Origin of the sequence: Enterococcus faecalis, from assembly GCF_029024925.1 — a bacterium.
Lineage (GTDB): Bacteria > Bacillota > Bacilli > Lactobacillales > Enterococcaceae > Enterococcus > Enterococcus faecalis.
This window is the reverse complement of record NZ_CP118962.1, coordinates 2,601,247-2,618,044: the sequence shown is the minus strand read 5'-3', so window position 1 is coordinate 2,618,044 and position 16,798 is coordinate 2,601,247. Positions and strand designations below refer to the sequence as shown.

Annotated in this window: 15 protein-coding genes; 11 read left to right on the top strand and 4 right to left on the bottom strand. The window is 39.1% G+C overall.

Going from position 1 to position 16,798, the window contains the following annotated elements; translation table 11 throughout:
• The first annotated feature begins 236 nt into the window (after positions 1-236).
• Positions 237-4,139, top strand: coding sequence for a WxL domain-containing protein (locus tag PYW42_RS12970; RefSeq protein WP_002411422.1), 3,903 nt, complete (start codon positions 237-239; stop codon positions 4,137-4,139).
• Positions 4,140-4,193: 54 nt separating this feature from the next.
• On the opposite strand, the gene lepB is transcribed toward PYW42_RS12970, so the two are convergent.
• From lepB to rpsD, 3 genes are all read right to left on the bottom strand, one after another.
• Entirely contained in the window at positions 4,194-4,730 is a 537-nt protein-coding gene (gene lepB, locus PYW42_RS12965) for a signal peptidase I (protein ID WP_002385230.1), read from the bottom strand.
• Positions 4,731-4,791: 61 nt separating this feature from the next.
• Positions 4,792-5,340, bottom strand: a complete 549-nt coding sequence (locus PYW42_RS12960) for a biotin transporter BioY (protein WP_002354975.1) — start codon at positions 5,338-5,340, stop codon at positions 4,792-4,794.
• Positions 5,341-5,499: 159 nt separating this feature from the next.
• Positions 5,500-6,111: a 30S ribosomal protein S4 gene (gene rpsD, locus PYW42_RS12955; RefSeq protein ID WP_002365342.1), complete on the bottom strand. Its 612-nt coding sequence runs from the start codon at positions 6,109-6,111 to the stop codon at positions 5,500-5,502.
• Positions 6,112-6,434: 323 nt separating this feature from the next.
• On the opposite strand from rpsD, the gene PYW42_RS12950 reads away from it, so the two are divergent.
• The 3 genes from PYW42_RS12950 to PYW42_RS12940 all read left to right on the top strand — a co-directional run bounded on the left by PYW42_RS12950 (position 6,435) and on the right by PYW42_RS12940 (position 8,749).
• Positions 6,435-7,238, top strand: a complete 804-nt coding sequence (locus PYW42_RS12950; RefSeq protein WP_002365340.1) for a formate/nitrite transporter family protein — start codon at positions 6,435-6,437, stop codon at positions 7,236-7,238.
• A 71-nt stretch (positions 7,239-7,309) separates the two neighbouring features.
• Entirely contained in the window at positions 7,310-7,963 is a 654-nt protein-coding gene (locus PYW42_RS12945) for a DNA alkylation repair protein (RefSeq protein WP_002389498.1), read from the top strand.
• A gap of 9 nt (positions 7,964-7,972) precedes the next feature.
• Positions 7,973-8,749: an HAD family hydrolase gene (locus PYW42_RS12940; RefSeq protein WP_002361040.1), complete on the top strand. Its 777-nt coding sequence runs from the start codon at positions 7,973-7,975 to the stop codon at positions 8,747-8,749.
• 46 nt (positions 8,750-8,795) lie between these two features.
• On the opposite strand, the gene def is transcribed toward PYW42_RS12940, so the two are convergent.
• A complete protein-coding gene (def, locus tag PYW42_RS12935) occupies positions 8,796-9,359 on the bottom strand; it encodes a peptide deformylase (RefSeq protein WP_002354981.1) in 564 nt (187 codons plus the stop codon).
• 279 nt (positions 9,360-9,638) lie between these two features.
• Here def and rpsO point away from each other — a divergent pair, with 279 nt between their 5' ends.
• The 7 genes from rpsO to PYW42_RS12900 all read left to right on the top strand — a co-directional run bounded on the left by rpsO (position 9,639) and on the right by PYW42_RS12900 (position 16,765).
• Positions 9,639-9,908: a 30S ribosomal protein S15 gene (gene rpsO, locus PYW42_RS12930; protein ID WP_002354983.1), complete on the top strand. Its 270-nt coding sequence runs from the start codon at positions 9,639-9,641 to the stop codon at positions 9,906-9,908.
• Between the two features lie 186 nt (positions 9,909-10,094).
• Positions 10,095-12,209, top strand: coding sequence for a polyribonucleotide nucleotidyltransferase (gene pnp, locus PYW42_RS12925; protein WP_002367402.1), 2,115 nt, complete (start codon positions 10,095-10,097; stop codon positions 12,207-12,209).
• A gap of 181 nt (positions 12,210-12,390) precedes the next feature.
• Positions 12,391-13,251: a rod shape-determining protein MreC gene (gene mreC, locus PYW42_RS12920; RefSeq protein ID WP_002383273.1), complete on the top strand. Its 861-nt coding sequence runs from the start codon at positions 12,391-12,393 to the stop codon at positions 13,249-13,251.
• A complete protein-coding gene (mreD, locus tag PYW42_RS12915; RefSeq protein WP_002354987.1) occupies positions 13,248-13,757 on the top strand; it encodes a rod shape-determining protein MreD in 510 nt (169 codons plus the stop codon). The genes mreC and mreD overlap by 4 nt, the downstream gene beginning before the upstream one ends.
• A 331-nt stretch (positions 13,758-14,088) precedes the next feature.
• On the top strand, positions 14,089-15,507 hold the full coding sequence (locus PYW42_RS12910) for a CHAP domain-containing protein (protein WP_002411423.1): 1,419 nt from the start codon (positions 14,089-14,091) through the stop codon (positions 15,505-15,507).
• A 177-nt stretch (positions 15,508-15,684) separates the two neighbouring features.
• Positions 15,685-16,254: a TetR/AcrR family transcriptional regulator gene (locus PYW42_RS12905; RefSeq protein WP_002354991.1), complete on the top strand. Its 570-nt coding sequence runs from the start codon at positions 15,685-15,687 to the stop codon at positions 16,252-16,254.
• A gap of 40 nt (positions 16,255-16,294) precedes the next feature.
• Positions 16,295-16,765: a low molecular weight protein-tyrosine-phosphatase gene (locus tag PYW42_RS12900; RefSeq protein WP_002387365.1), complete on the top strand. Its 471-nt coding sequence runs from the start codon at positions 16,295-16,297 to the stop codon at positions 16,763-16,765.
• The last annotated feature ends 33 nt before the right edge of the window (positions 16,766-16,798 follow it).

The following is a 16,798-nucleotide window of genomic DNA, read 5'->3' as shown; positions in this document are numbered from 1 at the left end:
AAAAGCTGTACATATACCAATGAACAATAAATCAATACATAAAAAAGGAGAATAGCATGAATCAAAAATGGCAAAAGTTACTTCCAACAGGAACTCACCTAAGAGGTGGTTCAGCACAAGCTATCACGACTGACCCTTGCGCCCTGTACGAAGGGACAAGGGGCAAGCAAATTTTAGCATTCCCAGCTTAGCCTTAATCGGCTTGGCGGGAATGGTACATAGAAAGAAGGGACGACATGAAGAGAATTAACTGGCAACGCTTAGCAACCATTGGCTTGTGTAGTTCTTTAGTGATTAACGCCTTTTCTGGCGTAACAGCCATTGCGGAAACAGTCACGAGTGAAAGTAGCCCGACAGTGGCAAATAGTATTAAGGAAGCAACACCAGCAAGTAGCACAACGCAAGAAAGTACGGAAAGCAGTCAAGAAACGACTGAAACGAGTCGGGAAAAAGTAACACAGGAAACAGCGAAACAAGCAGAGACAAAAGCGCCACTGGAAACACCAGAGATAAAAACAAACACAACAGCACAACCTGCAGAAAATAGTAGTGAAAATGACCGACAAACGAGTATTTCGCCACGTTGGGTGCCGAATAATCAAGTGATTTATCCGAGAATAACCTTGGCTTTCACTAATGAATCAGGGCAAGCTTTTACTGATGAAAACTTAACGTTATCAGGGACGTATACTAAATTTGGATATGAAAACGCAACTAGTTTATGGCGATCGTATGCGGTTAATTATCCAATTACTTCTTCTAATGCAGAAGGCGGTCAATATCGAGTAGCTGTCAATGCAACGGTTCCTTTACCATACGATTTTTTTACAGATTTACCAGCAAATTATAGGATGAATATATACGCGGTTGAACAATTAAAGATTGATAACACGCTAAAGTATGTCGACAGTATTGTTGCTGTGCCCAATTCTACACTGAGGATGACCAGATATAGTGCACAACAAACAACTGAGTTACCGCAGTTTGGAAATCATATGACTCCTTTTGTATTACGCACAAGAGATAGCGTGTTTTCTAAAAGCAGTGAAAATGTTTTCTCTCTAAACACGGATGGTAATGAATTTTTAAGAATCCTGAGTGTCGCCCCCATTGGCACTCCAGTAGAACCAGTATTATACGGATTTGATGGCACTGCAACGTACCGAGAAACACTTAATTACGTAGTCACTCGGAAACAAGTCACCGAGAAGTTCGTAGATGCTAACGGCGTAGCTATCACGCCGCCAACAGGTTTTACCCAAAACAAGAAAACACCAATGACCAGCAATGACTTCACCTTCAAACAAGCTAGTACTTTGCCGGACACCTATCAAGCAGACGGCAAAACCTACAAATTCAAAGGCTGGTACAAAGGCAAAACCAAGCCAAATACCTTGACCACGACCAAAGCGCCAAGCTATGCGGTGACCTATGATGGGAATGACGATTTGACGGTGGTATATGAGGCGATTCAAAATCCTGTGACTTTTCAAGAAGGAAAAGGAATGTCATCTGTTCAGGTGATGAATAAGGCGATTCAGAATCCAGTGACTTTGCCTGATCGCATGTATCGTGTCCTATTTATCAATGAAACAGGGGGGCTGACATTTGCTGATCGTTATGGCTTTACTGGAGAATTAGTTGAAGTTGCGGATGGCAAAGTGACGCCAATTGGCCCAGTCCCGACTAACAATAATAGCGCAGTAAAAGAAATCACTATACCAGGTCGAGCTTTCGATACAGAAAGACCTACGCCGTTGCAATATGGAGTTCGCAATGCAACCTTTACGTTGCCCAAAATGTATAAAACCGTAACGTATCAACCTGGCCCAAATTATACAGGTACAGCCTACTCTATTCCAGAAACGTATCGTCTTAGTTTAAGAAGTGGTGTCAAAAGTGACATCGATACAACTGGATGGCGAATTGGTCTTGACCCGACAACAGATCCACAAAAGTTTACGATGAGCGGTATATACTGGTCATCAATGCCTACAAATGTTAGACTTGCAACACTATTAAGTGCGACTATTACTGGTAAAGGAGTAGAACCGAGTGTCTATACACTAGATGAAAATGCACGTATGTATCTTTACCTAGAAAATCGTCGTGTTACGGAAAACTTCGTAGATACCAATGGTACTAAAATCACCGCACCGTCAGGTTTCGCCCAAGGGAAAAAAACAGTAATTACTAGTGATTCGTACACCTTTAAGCAAAGCGGAGATTTGCCAGATACCTATAAAGTCGGCACGAAAACCTATCAGTTCAAAGGCTGGTACAAAGGTAAAAACAAACCAGACACCTTGACGACGACCAAAGCTCCCAGTTATCCAGTCACTTATAATGATGATGATGATTTGACGGTAGTCTATGAAGAAGTCGTGATGAAAACGTATAATTTACCAGCCAAAGATGTGTACTTTGGTTATGTTGATGAGGCAGGTAACCTATTGAATACAGCAGGCTTTTCTGTAGAAGCCGAATTAGGTGAAAGTGACGAAACTGAATCAACAGTATTAGGGAAAATCCAAGGAACTGATGAAGTGATGAGTAAATTAAAAAAATTATCGATTCCTGGCAAGTCATATGATTTCCCGATAGAGAAGCTTAAGACATACGGTGCAAGGTCTGTTAATCATACGATTCCTAAACAATATAAGACAATGTCGATTACACCGCTAGCTACTTATACGGGAGACAAAACAAAGTATCCTATGAGCAAAGAGATCCGGAAAAATATAGAAGCGCCATATACGGTTGTTTCTCAAGCTGACGGAGCAGAAGCCTTCAAATTAACTGACGCTGGAACTTTTTTTAGAACCAGACGAGCTTTTTGGACATGGGACCCGAATAACACGTTGTATGCTATGGGAATTTATTCAGGGACAGTCGGAAAAAACTATAACCTAGCTTCTCCAGAGGGAACAATCTACTATTATTTAGAAAATCGCCGAGTCACTGAAAACTTTGTGGATCCAAGCGGCGCTAAAATTACACCGCCAACAGGCTTCACGCAAGGAAAACAAACAGTGATTGATAGTGATAATTTCACTTACGCTAGTACGAAAGCCTTACCAGACACTTATACAACAGGAGACAAATTCTATAAGTTCAGAGGCTGGTACAAAGGTAAAACCAAACCAGGCACCTTGACAACGACTAAAACACCAAGTTACGCCGTGACTTACGACGATAAAGATGACATGACAGCGGTCTATGAGGAAGTCCAACCAACAGCAGAAATGACGGTTAGTCGGTTACTAGAAGTGATCCCAAATGAAGCTTCTATGGTTTGGACAGTTAGACTAAAAAACACCAGTGAAGTTCCATTGACCAACGTTAAACTAGCCCCAACTGCCAAATGGGCGGCAGGTATTTCGGTACCGACACAATTAGCTGTTCGCATTGGTAATACACCAAATAAAATTATTCCAGTGACGGCAGAACAATGGCAAGCAGGGGTTAATTTGGATATAGAGATTCCTGTGAACGGTGAAGCCTTAGTGACAGTGGGTACAGCGAAAATCACGGGAGAACCAAGACAACTTTTAACCGCAGAAATGACAGCTAGTGGAAACTTTTCTGCAGTGACAGCTAGTAACTTTGTACGTATTCAAGGAGAAGATCAAACGATTACGCCAACACCAGTAGAAGAAGGTTTCATTAGTACACCAACGTTTGATTTTGGGAAAATTACGATTAACAGTAGCACTAAGCAGTACGGACTGAAAAAAGCAGCTGATTACTATGGCAACGGCACACGTAATCCATATCTACGAATAAAGACAAGCCAACCTAATTGGCAGTTAACAGCACAATTGTCACAGTTAACAGCGTCAGCTGATAGTTTGCCAACTAGTACGCGTTTATTATTAGGAAGTGCGGATGTTATAGCAATCGAAAACTATAATCAAGTCACAGAGTTAACAAATAAAGTTGGGGTTACGAAAGCCTTAACTTTGACGAGTGACGGTACATCTACACCAGTAATTCTTAATAACCAATTTACAGGTAATGATGTCTATCAATTAGATTTTGATTTTGCCAATGTGAAATTAGAAGTCCCTGCCAATCAAGGGAAAATAAATGAGAAATATCAAGGAACGGTGACGTGGAACTTAGTCACTGGACCTTAAAAAAATAGTAAACCGCCCCCAAAAAGTTAGACTTTTTGGGGGCGGTTTACTATTTTATGGAAAGCCAATTTTATCTAATGGATAATAACGAAAAGTCAAAACACCTTCCACGCTCGCTTGTTTAACAAAGCCAAAGTAACGACTGTCATCTGAGCGCGGGCGATTATCCCCCAAGACAAAATACATGCCTTCTGGAACGGTCAGGGATTGGGTGGCTTCTAAGGTCTCTAGCGTAAAATCTTGGGTATAATTTTCATTTTTAGAGACATTTCGTTTAGCACTTGCTAAGTAATCTTCACTGAGTGATACACCATTAATATAAAGGGTATCATCGCGATACTCGACTGTTTCGCCAGGTAAACCAATTAAACGTTTGGCTACTCGTTGGCCGTTGCGAGGACTGGGAAAAGCGATAATATCAAAGCGCTGTGGTTTTTTAATCGAGGTCACCCATAAACGGTCGTTGTTATGAAGTGTTGGTTCCATTGAAGAGCCGTTCACCGCAGCAGGGGAGAAAACATAGTGTCGAATTAGCAAGACAGCGACGACTAACAAAACCAACTGAACCAATCGTTTTAATAATGAGGACATGGACTTCACTCCTTTGTCCTTTTAGTGTACTACAGACAAGGAAAAGAAAAAAGTTTTCCCCTTAAGAAAGATGTGCTAAAAAACGTTTCATAAAGCGTTGGCGAATTAAAATACCAACATAAGCAGCTGCGACAGCCTTGATGATACCAGGAATAATAAACGGAGCAAACCCGCCAGCGAAAGCGTTTGGCCACGGCAGATTTGCGGAATACTTCAACCAAATCATGCCGAAAACTAAGGTAACTAAGGCACCGGCAATATTTGCGATAATGGCCCAAGTATAGTTAAAGGTTGTTTTTTCTAAAATATAACCAGTTAATAAGCCGTTAAAGATAAATCCGATTAAATAGCCGCCAGTTGGTCCAAAGAGTACACCGAACCCACTAGACATCCCAGCGTAAACGGGTAAACCAATTAATCCTAATAAGAAGTAAATTAAAATAGCGTAGGTCCCCGTTCGCTTGCCCAAAACGGTAGCGGTTAAGCCGATGGCAAATGTTTGTCCGGTTAGTGGGACAATCCCCAATGGAATTGTAAATTGTGAAAGTACAGCAATAATCACAGCGAATTCTGCTGCTAAAATTAAAGAGCGTAACGATGCTTTATTCATAAGAAGCCTCACTTTCTATTGTTAACCAATTATTTTTATTTGGTTAACAATAGTTTAGCGGAAGTGAACCATTTTGTAAAGAGGGCAAAGAAAAAAACCTTGCCAAGAAAGGCAAGGTTTTGAAAAAAGGTAAGAAACGTAGTTCGACCTTTTGAAATCTTAAAGTTTTTGGTTGTAGTATTCAACGACAAGTGCTTCGTCGATTTCTGGGTAAAGTTCATCACGTTCTGGTAAACGAGTGAAGCTACCTTCTAATTTTTCAGTGTCAAAGCTTACGAATGCTGGACGTCCAACAGTTGCTTCAACCGCTTCTTTAATTGTTGAGATGTTTTGAGATTTTTCACGAACACCGATCACTTGACCAACTTCAACGTGGTATGATGGAATATCAACACGTTTGCCGTCTACAGTGATGTGACCATGGTTAACTAATTGACGTGCTTGACGACGAGTAGTTGCAAGACCTAAACGGTAAACAACGTTATCTAAGCGTTGTTCTAGTAAAACCATGAAGTTAACACCGTGTTTACCTTCTTTGATTTTGCTTGCTTTAATGAACAACGTACGGAATTGACGTTCGTTCATGCCATACATATGACGTAATTTTTGTTTTTCAGTTAATTGCATTCCGTATTCAGAAACTTTACCACGGCTGTTAGGTCCGTGTTGTCCTGGTTTGTAAGGGCGACGAGCTAGTTCTTTACCAGTACCTGATAAAGAGATACCTAGACGACGAGATACTTTCCATGATGGTCCAGTATAACGAGACATTAAAAATTCCTCCAATAAATAAATGTTTTTTTGGAGTAAAATAATTAGATGAAAAATTCATATTCGTTCAGTTCATTCTTCAACCTTCGCCTTTGCAGCCGCGGTTACGCAGTTGAACCAAGTTTGGCAATGAACTGTTGACGAGTTATTATTCTTCTGCTGCAATTATTTTACACAAAATCTAGTATACTTAATAGGATAGGAAACGTCAAGGTTTTAAAGTGAAATATGAAAAAAAGGTAGACAAAAACACTTTTCCTCATTAGAATAAGGGGAGATGTTTTGAAAATATAAGTTGAAAACGGAATGAAAGGGAGTTTACAATGAAGTCTGGTTCACCATTGTTTGAACAAATTGATAAATCCATCGACAAGAAAGTGAATTTATTCTCAAACAGCTTTTCCCGCTACGCTGTTCGTGCAATGCTTGCTTGTCTATTTTTAACGTTGGGAACAGCCGTTGCTTTTGCAATCGCAATTAAAGGAGAAGGAATTTCTCATGGTTTAGGGAAAATGCTTTATGCCTTCATGTTCAGTTGGTCACTTGTGATGATTTTATATATGAATGCCGAACTTGGTACCTCGAATATGTTGTACATGACTGTTGGGGTCTATCGTAAAAAAGTCAACTTTTCCTTAGCTGCAAAAATTTTATTTACCTGTATCTTATTCAATTTAATTGGTGGCGTCTTATTTGGTTTCTTGGTATCACTTACGGTGCCGTTCCAAGATTTACCAAAAGATAGTTTCTTCTTTACGTCGATTGCTGGAAAATTAGAAAAAACCACTCTACAGATTTTAGTTGAAGCTATGTTCGCCAATATTGTAGTTAATACAGCCGTATTAGTGAGTATGCGAATGAAAGATGACGCCGGCAAAGTCGCGGCCATTATTTTCATTATCTTTATCTTTGCGTTCCTTGGTTTTGAACACGTGATTGCCAACTTCCCAGCCTTCAGTTTAGCTTACTTTGCTTCGAACGGCGCAATTGAAGCTTTCACAGCTGGTAATGTTGTTCATAATCTGTTCTGGGCCTTTATCGGTAACTTTATCGGTGGTGGCTTAATTATGGGTCTCGGCTATGCCTGGTTAGATAAAGACAACAAAAACTTAACGTATTTTGATTAATTGACCAACCAACTATACTAAAACATGGTACACTGTTTTAGTATAGTTTTTTTATTATAAGGAGCGAAGGAATGGACACACTTCAATTTCAGAAGAACCCAGAAACAGCAGCAAAAATGTCTGCTTATATGAAACACCAATTTGTTTTTGTAGGCATCCCCGCCCCAGAACGTCAAGCGTTAAGTAAACAACTTTTAAAAGAAAGTCATACGTGGCCAAAGGAAAAATTATGCCAAGAGATTGAGGCTTATTATCAAAAAACAGAACGAGAATATCAGTATATCGCTATTGATTTAGCCCTTCAAAATGTTCGGAGATTTTCATTAGAAGAGGTCGTAGCGTTTAAAGCCTATGTTCCACAAAAAGCGTGGTGGGACAGTGTGGATGCTTGGCGAAAATTTTTTGGGTCGTGGGTGGCGTTGCATCTGACTGAATTGCCAACGATTTTTGCCCTTTTTTATGGCGCTGAAAATTTCTGGAATCGGCGTGTTGCGCTGAATTTACAGTTGATGTTGAAAGAAAAGACCAATCAGGACCTGTTGAAAAAGGCGATTATTTATGATAGAACTACAGAGGAGTTCTTCATTCAAAAAGCGATTGGCTGGTCATTACGCCAATATAGTAAAACGAATCCGCAATGGGTCGAGGAATTGATGAAAGAATTAGTGTTGAGTCCTTTAGCACAACGAGAAGGCAGTAAATATTTAGCGAAAGCGAGCGAATAAGGAGAAATGATGGAAAGAAAACTTTTTGCATTTGATATTGATGGGACGTTGTTAAATTCGGAGAAGAAAGCATTGGATAGCACGAGAGAAGCGCTAGCAAAATTGCGGGAGCAAGGACACTTAGTTACGCTGGCAACTGGCAGAAGTCGTTATATGGCGCAAGAGGTGATTTGGGATTTAGATTTTACCAATTACGTATTATGTAATGGCGCCGCGGCTTTTGTGGATCATGAGCAATATTATCAAAATTTATTGCACGCTGAAGCGTTGGAACGTTTGGCACAAGACAGTGATCAACGCGGCTTAGGATTTGCTTGTGTGGGCTTAGATGATATTAAGAAGAGCAACCAGCACCGTGCTGAAAAAATGGAAATTGCGATGAACTCTTTTCATTTTCATTCACCTGCTTATGATGAACACTTTTATCGTCAAAATGATATTTACCAAGCGCTGGCTTTTTATGACGCAGAAGATCAGTGTACGTTTGAAGAAGAATACCCAGAATTTCGCTTTATTCGCTGGCATCAACATAGCGTAGATGTTGTGCCTAAAGATGGCTCAAAATCAGCTACGTTAACGTATTTAGCTAAACGTGTGGGTATTGATGCAAAAAATATCATTGCCTTTGGGGACGGCGAAAATGACCGAGAAATGTTAAGCCATGCAGGGATTGGCGTCGCAATGGGCAACGCGAGTCCTTCCATTCAAAAAGTGGCCACAATGGTCACAGATACAAATGATAATGATGGGATTTGGAAAGCCTTAAAAGAAATGAAGGCCATTTAAAAAAAACTGGGCCGTTTGTCTGAAAACAAACGGCCCAGTTTTTTCTTTATTCGATGACTAAAACGCCCTCTTTTAAAGCAAATGGATTTTCTTTGTTAATATGATCGTAGAACATGATGCCATTAATATGATCAATTTCATGTTGAACCACAATCGCTTCGTAGTTTTTTAAACGAACTTTGTGTTTTTCGCCAGCCATGTCAAAATAACTGACGGTAATTTTGTTATGGCGAACGACATACCCAGGTACATCCCGATCGACAGATAAGCAGCCTTCCCCTTCACCTAAACATACATCTTGCACAGAATGGCTCAAAATTTTAGGGTTGTACATTACCGTACTTAATGAAGGCGTTTCGTTTTCTGGGTCGTTACTAGGAACATGGACAGCAATAATTCGTTTAGAAATATCTAATTGTGGTGCAGCTAAACCAACGCCACCACGTAATTGTAATTCTTCGGCTTTGACTGGATCTTGACTATTTTTTAAGAAAGTCAACATGTCTTCGCCTAATTGTCGGTCTTCCTCAGTGATAGGGACAGGCACTTCTTCTGCCACAGCACGAAGTGTGGGATTCCCTTCACGAATAATATCTTTCATTGTAATCATTCAATGGTTCCTCCTTTGAAACATAAAAAAATTCTTCTTTTATTTATTCATGCGCTGAAATAATCAGTTGTTTACCACCATTTAGTGTATCACAAAATCACCAAAAAAGGGGCTAGATTGTTTAAAAAAACTATCGAATAATAGAGATTAAGCTTGCATTTTAGCGGTGTTTCCTGTAAAGTAAGCTTGTGTGGAAACACACCATCTATCACTTGGTTTAGCGAGTCACCAACGCTTCACTCAGTGATCAGACGAATAATAGAGAAAGAGGTGGAACAAATGGCAATTTCACAAGAAAGAAAAAACGAAATCATTAAAGAATACGCACGTCATGAAGGAGATACTGGTTCTCCAGAAGTACAAATTGCTGTCTTAACTGAAGACATTAACCAATTGAACGAACATGCGCGTACACACAAAAAAGATCACCATTCTTACCGTGGTTTAATGAAAAAAATCGGTCACCGTCGTAACTTGTTAGCTTACTTACGTAAAACTGACATCCAACGTTACCGCGAATTGATCCAACGTTTAGGATTACGTCGTTAATCATTACGTATAAAGCGAGGTTCAATCAGAATCTCGCTTTTTATCTTATTGTCACTATTGAAGGTCCTCTTTGGAAAGTTTTTAGGAACTACTAACCAAATGAAAGAGCAGCAACGACTTGTTACTTTTTCATTTGTTTAGTAGCCGTCTGACTTTTCCAAAGAGCAAGAGTAAAGGAGAAGAATTATGACAGAAAAACAAGTCTTTAAAACAACTTGGGGCGGCCGCCCACTAGAAGTAGAAATCGGCCAATTAGCCAAACAAGCCAATGGAGCTGTCTTAGTACGTTACGGCGATACGGTCGTTTTAAGTGCTGCTGTTGCCTCTAAAGAAGCAAAAGATGTAGACTTTTTCCCATTAACTGTAAACTATGAAGAAAAAATGTATGCGGTAGGAAAAATTCCTGGCGGCTTCATTAAACGTGAAGGTCGTCCAAGTGAACGTGCGACATTAACCGCTCGTTTAATCGATCGTCCCATTCGTCCAATGTTCTCAGAAGGCTTCCGTAACGAAGTCCAAATCACGAACATCGTTATGAGTGTTGATCAAGATTGTACACCAGAAATGGCTGCAATGTTTGGGTCTTCCTTAGCGTTAGCAATTTCAGATATTCCGTTTGATGGACCAATTGCTGGTGTTGACGTTGGTCGTATTAATGGCGAATATGTCTTAAACCCAACGGTAGAACAAGCGGAACAAACAGATATTGAATTAACTGTTGCTGGAACAAAAGAAGCCATCAACATGGTTGAAAGTGGTGCTAAAGAAGTATCAGAAGAAGATATGTTAGGTGCCTTACTTTTCGGTTTTGATGCCATTAAAGAACTAGTGGCGTTCCAAGAAGAAATCGTTGCCGCTGTAGGTAAACCAAAAATGGACGTGGACTTATTACAAGTGGACGCTGATCTTAAAAAAGAAATTTTTGATGCATACTACAATACAATGAAAACAGCCGTAATGACGGAAGAAAAATTAGCACGTGAAGTTGAAATTGACAAAGTAAAAGATACAGTCAAAGAAGTTTACGCTGAAAAATTTGCGGAACACGAAGAAGAAGCGCAATTACTAAAAGAAGTGAAACAAATTGCGGAAGATCTTGAAAAAGATGTCGTACGTGAGTTAATTACGATCGATAAGATTCGCCCGGATGGCCGTAAATTAGACGAAATTCGTCATTTATCATCAGAAGTAAGTATTTTACCACGTGTGCATGGTTCTGGCTTATTTACTCGGGGTCAAACACAAGCTTTATCCGTTTGTACATTAGCGCCTTTAGGGGAACATCAAATTATCGATGGGTTGGGTGTCCAAGATAGCAAACGTTTCATCCATCATTATAACTTCCCACAATTCTCTGTTGGTTCAACAGGACGCGCGGGCTCACCAGGTCGTCGTGAAATCGGTCACGGTGCGTTAGGTGAACGTGCCTTAGCACAAATTATTCCATCAGAAGAAGACTTCCCTTACACAATCCGCTTAGTAGCAGAAGTGTTAGAATCAAATGGTTCTTCTTCACAAGCAAGTATTTGCGCGGGAACATTAGCATTAATGGATGCGGGTGTGCCAATTAAAGCGCCAGTTGCAGGTATTGCAATGGGTCTTGTTAGTGATGGCGAAAACTATACAATCTTAACAGATATTCAAGGTTTAGAAGACCACCTTGGCGATATGGACTTTAAAGTAGCGGGAACGAAAGACGGAATCACTGCTTTACAAATGGACATCAAAATCCAAGGAATTACAGAACAAATTTTAACGGAAGCATTAGACCAAGCGAAGAAAGCACGGATGGAAATTCTAGAAGAATTAACAACAACGATTGCTGCTCCTCGTGAAGAATTAAGTCAATATGCACCGAAAATTGAAATGATTCAAATTAAACCAGCGAAAATTAAAGATGTCATTGGTAAAGGTGGCGAAACAATCAACAGCATTATTGATGAAACCGGCGTTAAGATTGATATCGATCAAGACGGTAACGTAAGTATTGCTTCATCAGATGCTGAAATGATTAAAAAAGCCATCAAGATTATTGAAGAATTAACCAAAGAAGTCGAAGTCGGTCAAGTTTACTTAGCAAAAGTTGTCCGCATTGAAAAATTTGGTGCGTTTGTTAACCTAATTAAAGGCAAAGATGGCTTGATCCATATTTCTCAATTAGCAAACGAACGTGTGAACAACGTTGAAGATGTCGTGAAATTAGGCGACGAAGTCCTTGTCAAAGTAACTGAAATTGACAAACAAGGCCGTGTCAACGTGTCAAGAAAAGCATTATTAAACGAAGAAAACAAAGAAAAATAATTTCTTTTTAAACCAACGAAAACCAAGGAAGCTTCCTTTCTTTTCGTTGGTTTTTTCGTTGAAAACAAGCCCTAAAAAAGAAATGATAAAAAAAGCTAAAGACGATCGCCAACTCTTTTGTTTATAGTCAATTAGTGGTAAAATTAATACTATCAGTCTGAAGAATATCTGGGGTGTCTTTGTGAAAAAATTTAATCCAAATAAAAATATAATCATTACCTTAATTTTAGTCATTATTTTAGTAACCATTATTAGTTTAACTGCTGCGCAACGTTCTGAAAAAGGCAAAACCAATGTCGTTCAAGGTGGCGTCAATAATAGCGTTAGTATGGTGGACCGTGTGATTTCTTTTCCAGCTCGTGTGGTGGAAAATGGCTTGTCTTCAATGGGCAATTTAATTAACACGTTTAAAGAAAACGAACGTCTAAAAGAAAAAATTGATAGCTATAATGAATTAGCTGTCCAAAACAATAACTATAAACGCGAAATTGATAGTTTAAAACAAGAATTGAATCTGAACGAAACGTTAGCCAACTATGAAAAAGTAACTGCGAATGTCATTACGCGTTCGCCGGATACTTGGCAAGACTTATTAATTATCGATAAAGGAACCAATGACGGCATTGAAGCGGGCATGGCGGTCATGGCGCAAAAAGGGTTAGTGGGGCGTGTTATTGAAGTCAATGCAACGACTGCAAAAGTGGAACTACTAACGTCTAAAAATGTTAACTCGAACCATTTCCCTGTGCGAGTAACTTCCGCAAATGGCGAATCATTTGGTTTACTTAAAAATTACGACAATAAGACGAATGCATTAATTGTGTCACAATTAACTGGCGATGCCACTCTGAAAGAAGGCGATGTCGTTCAGACTTCTGGCTTAGGTGGTAATTCCCCAGCCGATTTAGCGGTAGGGACAGTTATTAAAGTGAAACCAGATAGTTTTGGTTTAGATCGTGAAGTGTATGTGAAACCTTATGCGGATGTCTATGGGATCTCCGTTGTGACGGTCGTGAAAAGATCGGCAGGGGAAAGCGAATGATTCGGAAAGAGTATTTAAAATACGTCACGCCTATTCTCTTGTTTTTCTTAATGTTAATTGATGCTCATTTAACAAAGTCTTTTGAAACGTGGACAAGTAATGTTTACTTCGCCAGTTCTCATCTGTTATTACTTGCGTTTATGTTTGCCGTTCCTAATTTTTCTAAACGTTATTTATTAATTACTTCGTTAATTTTAGGCTTTATTTGCGATAGCTACTACATTGGCATTATCGGGATTTATACAGTCGCACTGACACTTTCGGTTATGTTGATGTATACATTTAAAGAAGTAATTCAAACAAATTTACTAACTGGTTTTTTTGGGATCGTTATTTTTACCACGTTGTATGAACTGATTGCGGTACTGATTCAAGTGGCCTTTCATTTAGCGGATGTCAGCCCGATTTTATTTATTACACGTGTGTTGGGCCCTACATTGCTATTGAACATGGTGTGGTATGTTATTTTATCTTATCCGCTGAAAAAACTGTTTTCCGTAAAATAAAAATTGAAAATTTTGTTCGTTTGCGAAAAATGCTCATTTGTTAGCGTTTTTCGCTTTTTTTATTTTCTTTAAATAACAAAACGATGAGAAGCTTACCCTGGAGCCTTGAAGAAAGTTGTGAAAAAAGTGAAGCTTTTTTTTGTCATTTACAAGAAGAAAATTGAAATATTACTGTAACATCCATATTATCTCAGTGACATACAGCTATGCTACAATTGCTCTATCATTGAAAAAGAGAAATTTATTCAAATTTTAATAAATAATAAAAAAGCTTAACAAAAAAGGATTTTCGGAGGACAACAGATTGAAGAAAAGTGTATTATCGGCTCTAATGGTATGTTCCATTACCTTAACAAGCGTAGCGTTGCCATCCGCAGCATTTGCAGATGAATACGATACAAAGATTCAACAACAAGATCAAAAAATTAATGCGTTAACTAGCCAAATGTCAGATGCAGAAGCAAAAGTTGCCGCGATTGAAAATGATATGGTTGAAACGGCCAAACAAATCGATACATTAACAGCTAAAAAGAACAAGCTATCATCAGAAGTATCTAAATTATATAGTGAAATTTCTGATTTGAATGTCCGTATTCAAAAACGTGAAGTACAAATGACAAAACAAGCACGCGATGTCCAAGTGAATGGTCAAAGTGATTCAATTATTGATGCTGTCTTAGATGCAGATTCAGTAGCAGATGCAATTGGTCGCGTTCAAGCGGTCTCAACAATGATGAGCGCCAACAATGAATTACTAGAACAACAAAAAGAAGACAAAGCGACTGTTGAAAAGAAAACAAAGAATGTTGAAAAACAAATTGCTGAATTAGAAGCAGCAACAAAAGAATTAAATGATAAAACAGAATCATTAAAAACATTGAAGATTCAACAAGAAGTGGCTAAAAATGATTTAGAAGCACAACGTTCTGAAGAACAAGGGAAAAAAGACGGCTTCATTAAACAGAAAAAAGAAGCGGAAAAACGTTTAGCAGAAGAACAAGCACGCCAACGTGCAGCTGCTAAAAAAGCAGAAGAACAAGCGGCAGCGCAAGCACAAGCCGCAGCACAAAAAGCGGCAGCAGAGCAAGCGCAAGCAACAAAAGCAGCCAATGAGGCAGCAGCATCTGCTGCTGAAGAAAAAGCCGGAACACCAGTAGTAGAATCATCAACAACTACTGAAAGTACCACAACGCAAGAAACAACAACTTCAAGTACTGAAACAGAAAGTGTTGTAACAACACCTGCAGCAGCACCTGAAAAAGAAAAAGAAGTTCCTGTAACTAACCCAACGACTCCTGAAAAAGGTAATGAAGCAAAACCAGGGAATGGTGGCGTGACTTCAGGAAAACAAGCCGCAATTAATGCAGCTTTAGCAGATGTTGGTAATTCTTATGCAACAGGTTGGAATCAACCAGGCGAATGTTTAGTATCTGTTCGTCGCTGGTTAGCGGCAGGCGGTATTAACTTCGGTTATGGTGGTCCAAACAGTGGCTATGTTGCTTCTGGTGCAACACAAGTTAGCTGGAGTAACGTGCAACCAGGTGATGTTGTTCAATATGAAAGTGCCTATAGTCCAGATAGCTGGATTGGTGGCGTGCATACTGTCTTAGTTACAGGTGTAAGTGGTGGAAGTGTTCAAATCGTTGAAGCGAACAACCCAGGAGGTTCTGGTTATGTTTCTTCTAACTCTAACTGGTCACCAGCACCACCAGCAGGATTCCGCGCTGTTGTATGGCGTTTTCCAGGCTAAATAGTCATCTATTAATAATTGATAACAAGGAGTGGTAACTAACAAAAATCGTTAGTTGCCGCTTTTTTTATTCATTTAATTTTAAATATATGCATAAAATGTATCTGAAAATATTGTAATCTGGCCGTTTTTTTGCAATTATAGAGGTATATACATATTAGGAGCGGAGGAATCAGCATGAGCGGAACGCACGATACAAAACAAGCAATCGCTTCAGCTTTAATAGAATTATGTGAACAAAAGGATTTTCGTAAAATAAGTGTCCAAGATATTACCAAAAAAGTGGGCTTGAATCGTCAAACATTTTATTATCACTTTACAGATAAATATGATTTATTACGTTGGATTTATCGTCACGATGCATTGATTTACTTAGAAACAGATATTTGTTTGGAAAACTGGGAGGAACAAGCCCTGAAGTTATTAAAAGCGATTAAAGAGAAGAGCCATTTCTACTATACAACGGTGACCTCAGATTCAGAAGTTCTTCTTAATGTTTTTTCCGCTTCGACCAATCGCTTATTTATATCATTATTTGAACAAGTCGATGTTGAGAATCATTTAACAGATAAAGACAAACAATTTTATGCGAATTTCTTTTCCTATGGATGTAGTGGAGTCTTAACGAAATGGATTCTTGAGGAATATCCTCAGACTCCTTTGGAAATGGCGACGCAATTATTCCGTTTAGCGAAAGATACAGAATTTATGGCTTATCATTTGTATGAACAAGAAGCCAATGAGTAATGTGTGACGGATAAAAAGTCTTATGAAGGAGTGAAATGTTGTGGTAACTGTGTTATTTGTTTGTTTAGGCAATATTTGTCGCTCGCCAATGGCAGAAGCGATTTTTCGTCAGAAAGTCCAACAAGCTGGTTTAGAATCGACTATTCAAGTGTTTTCAGCAGCTACTAGCCACTGGGAAGTTGGCAGTCAGCCACATAAGGGAACCAGAAAAATTTTGGAGCAACAAGGAATTTCCTATCAAGGAATGCGGGCAACACAAATCCAGCCAAGTGATTTTAAAAAATATGACTATATCATTGGGATGGATACGAATAATGTGGCCGATTTAAAAGCATTAGCTCCTCAAGAAGAGCAACCGCGGATTCATTTATTTATGGAAGTTGTGGCTGGTAAAGAAACCATGGACGTACCTGATCCTTATTATACTGGAGATTTTGAGGAAACTTACCGCTTAGTGGAAGCAGGTACCTCAGAATGGTTGAAAAAAATAAAAGCACAGCTGAAAGATTAGGACTATAGTCCGATAGTACTTTCTGTTTCCCCT

What these genes read in the sequence shown, in the direction of transcription:
- PYW42_RS12945 (WP_002389498.1), top strand. Translation starts at nt 7,310, where the DNA reads ATGGACACACTTCAATTTCAGAAGAACCCAGAAACAGCAGCAAAAATG.
- PYW42_RS12970 (WP_002411422.1), top strand. Translation starts at nt 237, where the DNA reads ATGAAGAGAATTAACTGGCAACGCTTAGCAACCATTGGCTTGTGTAGT.
- rpsD (WP_002365342.1), bottom strand. Translation starts at nt 6,111, where the DNA reads ATGTCTCGTTATACTGGACCATCATGGAAAGTATCTCGTCGTCTAGGT.
- rpsO (WP_002354983.1), top strand. Translation starts at nt 9,639, where the DNA reads ATGGCAATTTCACAAGAAAGAAAAAACGAAATCATTAAAGAATACGCA.
- def (WP_002354981.1), bottom strand. Translation starts at nt 9,359, where the DNA reads ATGATTACAATGAAAGATATTATTCGTGAAGGGAATCCCACACTTCGT.
- PYW42_RS12960 (WP_002354975.1), bottom strand. Translation starts at nt 5,340, where the DNA reads ATGAATAAAGCATCGTTACGCTCTTTAATTTTAGCAGCAGAATTCGCT.
- PYW42_RS12910 (WP_002411423.1), top strand. Translation starts at nt 14,089, where the DNA reads ATGGTATGTTCCATTACCTTAACAAGCGTAGCGTTGCCATCCGCAGCA.
- PYW42_RS12940 (WP_002361040.1), top strand. Translation starts at nt 7,973, where the DNA reads ATGGAAAGAAAACTTTTTGCATTTGATATTGATGGGACGTTGTTAAAT.
- pnp (WP_002367402.1), top strand. Translation starts at nt 10,095, where the DNA reads ATGACAGAAAAACAAGTCTTTAAAACAACTTGGGGCGGCCGCCCACTA.
- PYW42_RS12905 (WP_002354991.1), top strand. Translation starts at nt 15,685, where the DNA reads ATGAGCGGAACGCACGATACAAAACAAGCAATCGCTTCAGCTTTAATA.
- mreD (WP_002354987.1), top strand. Translation starts at nt 13,248, where the DNA reads ATGATTCGGAAAGAGTATTTAAAATACGTCACGCCTATTCTCTTGTTT.
- lepB (WP_002385230.1), bottom strand. Translation starts at nt 4,730, where the DNA reads ATGTCCTCATTATTAAAACGATTGGTTCAGTTGGTTTTGTTAGTCGTC.
- PYW42_RS12950 (WP_002365340.1), top strand. Translation starts at nt 6,435, where the DNA reads ATGAAGTCTGGTTCACCATTGTTTGAACAAATTGATAAATCCATCGAC.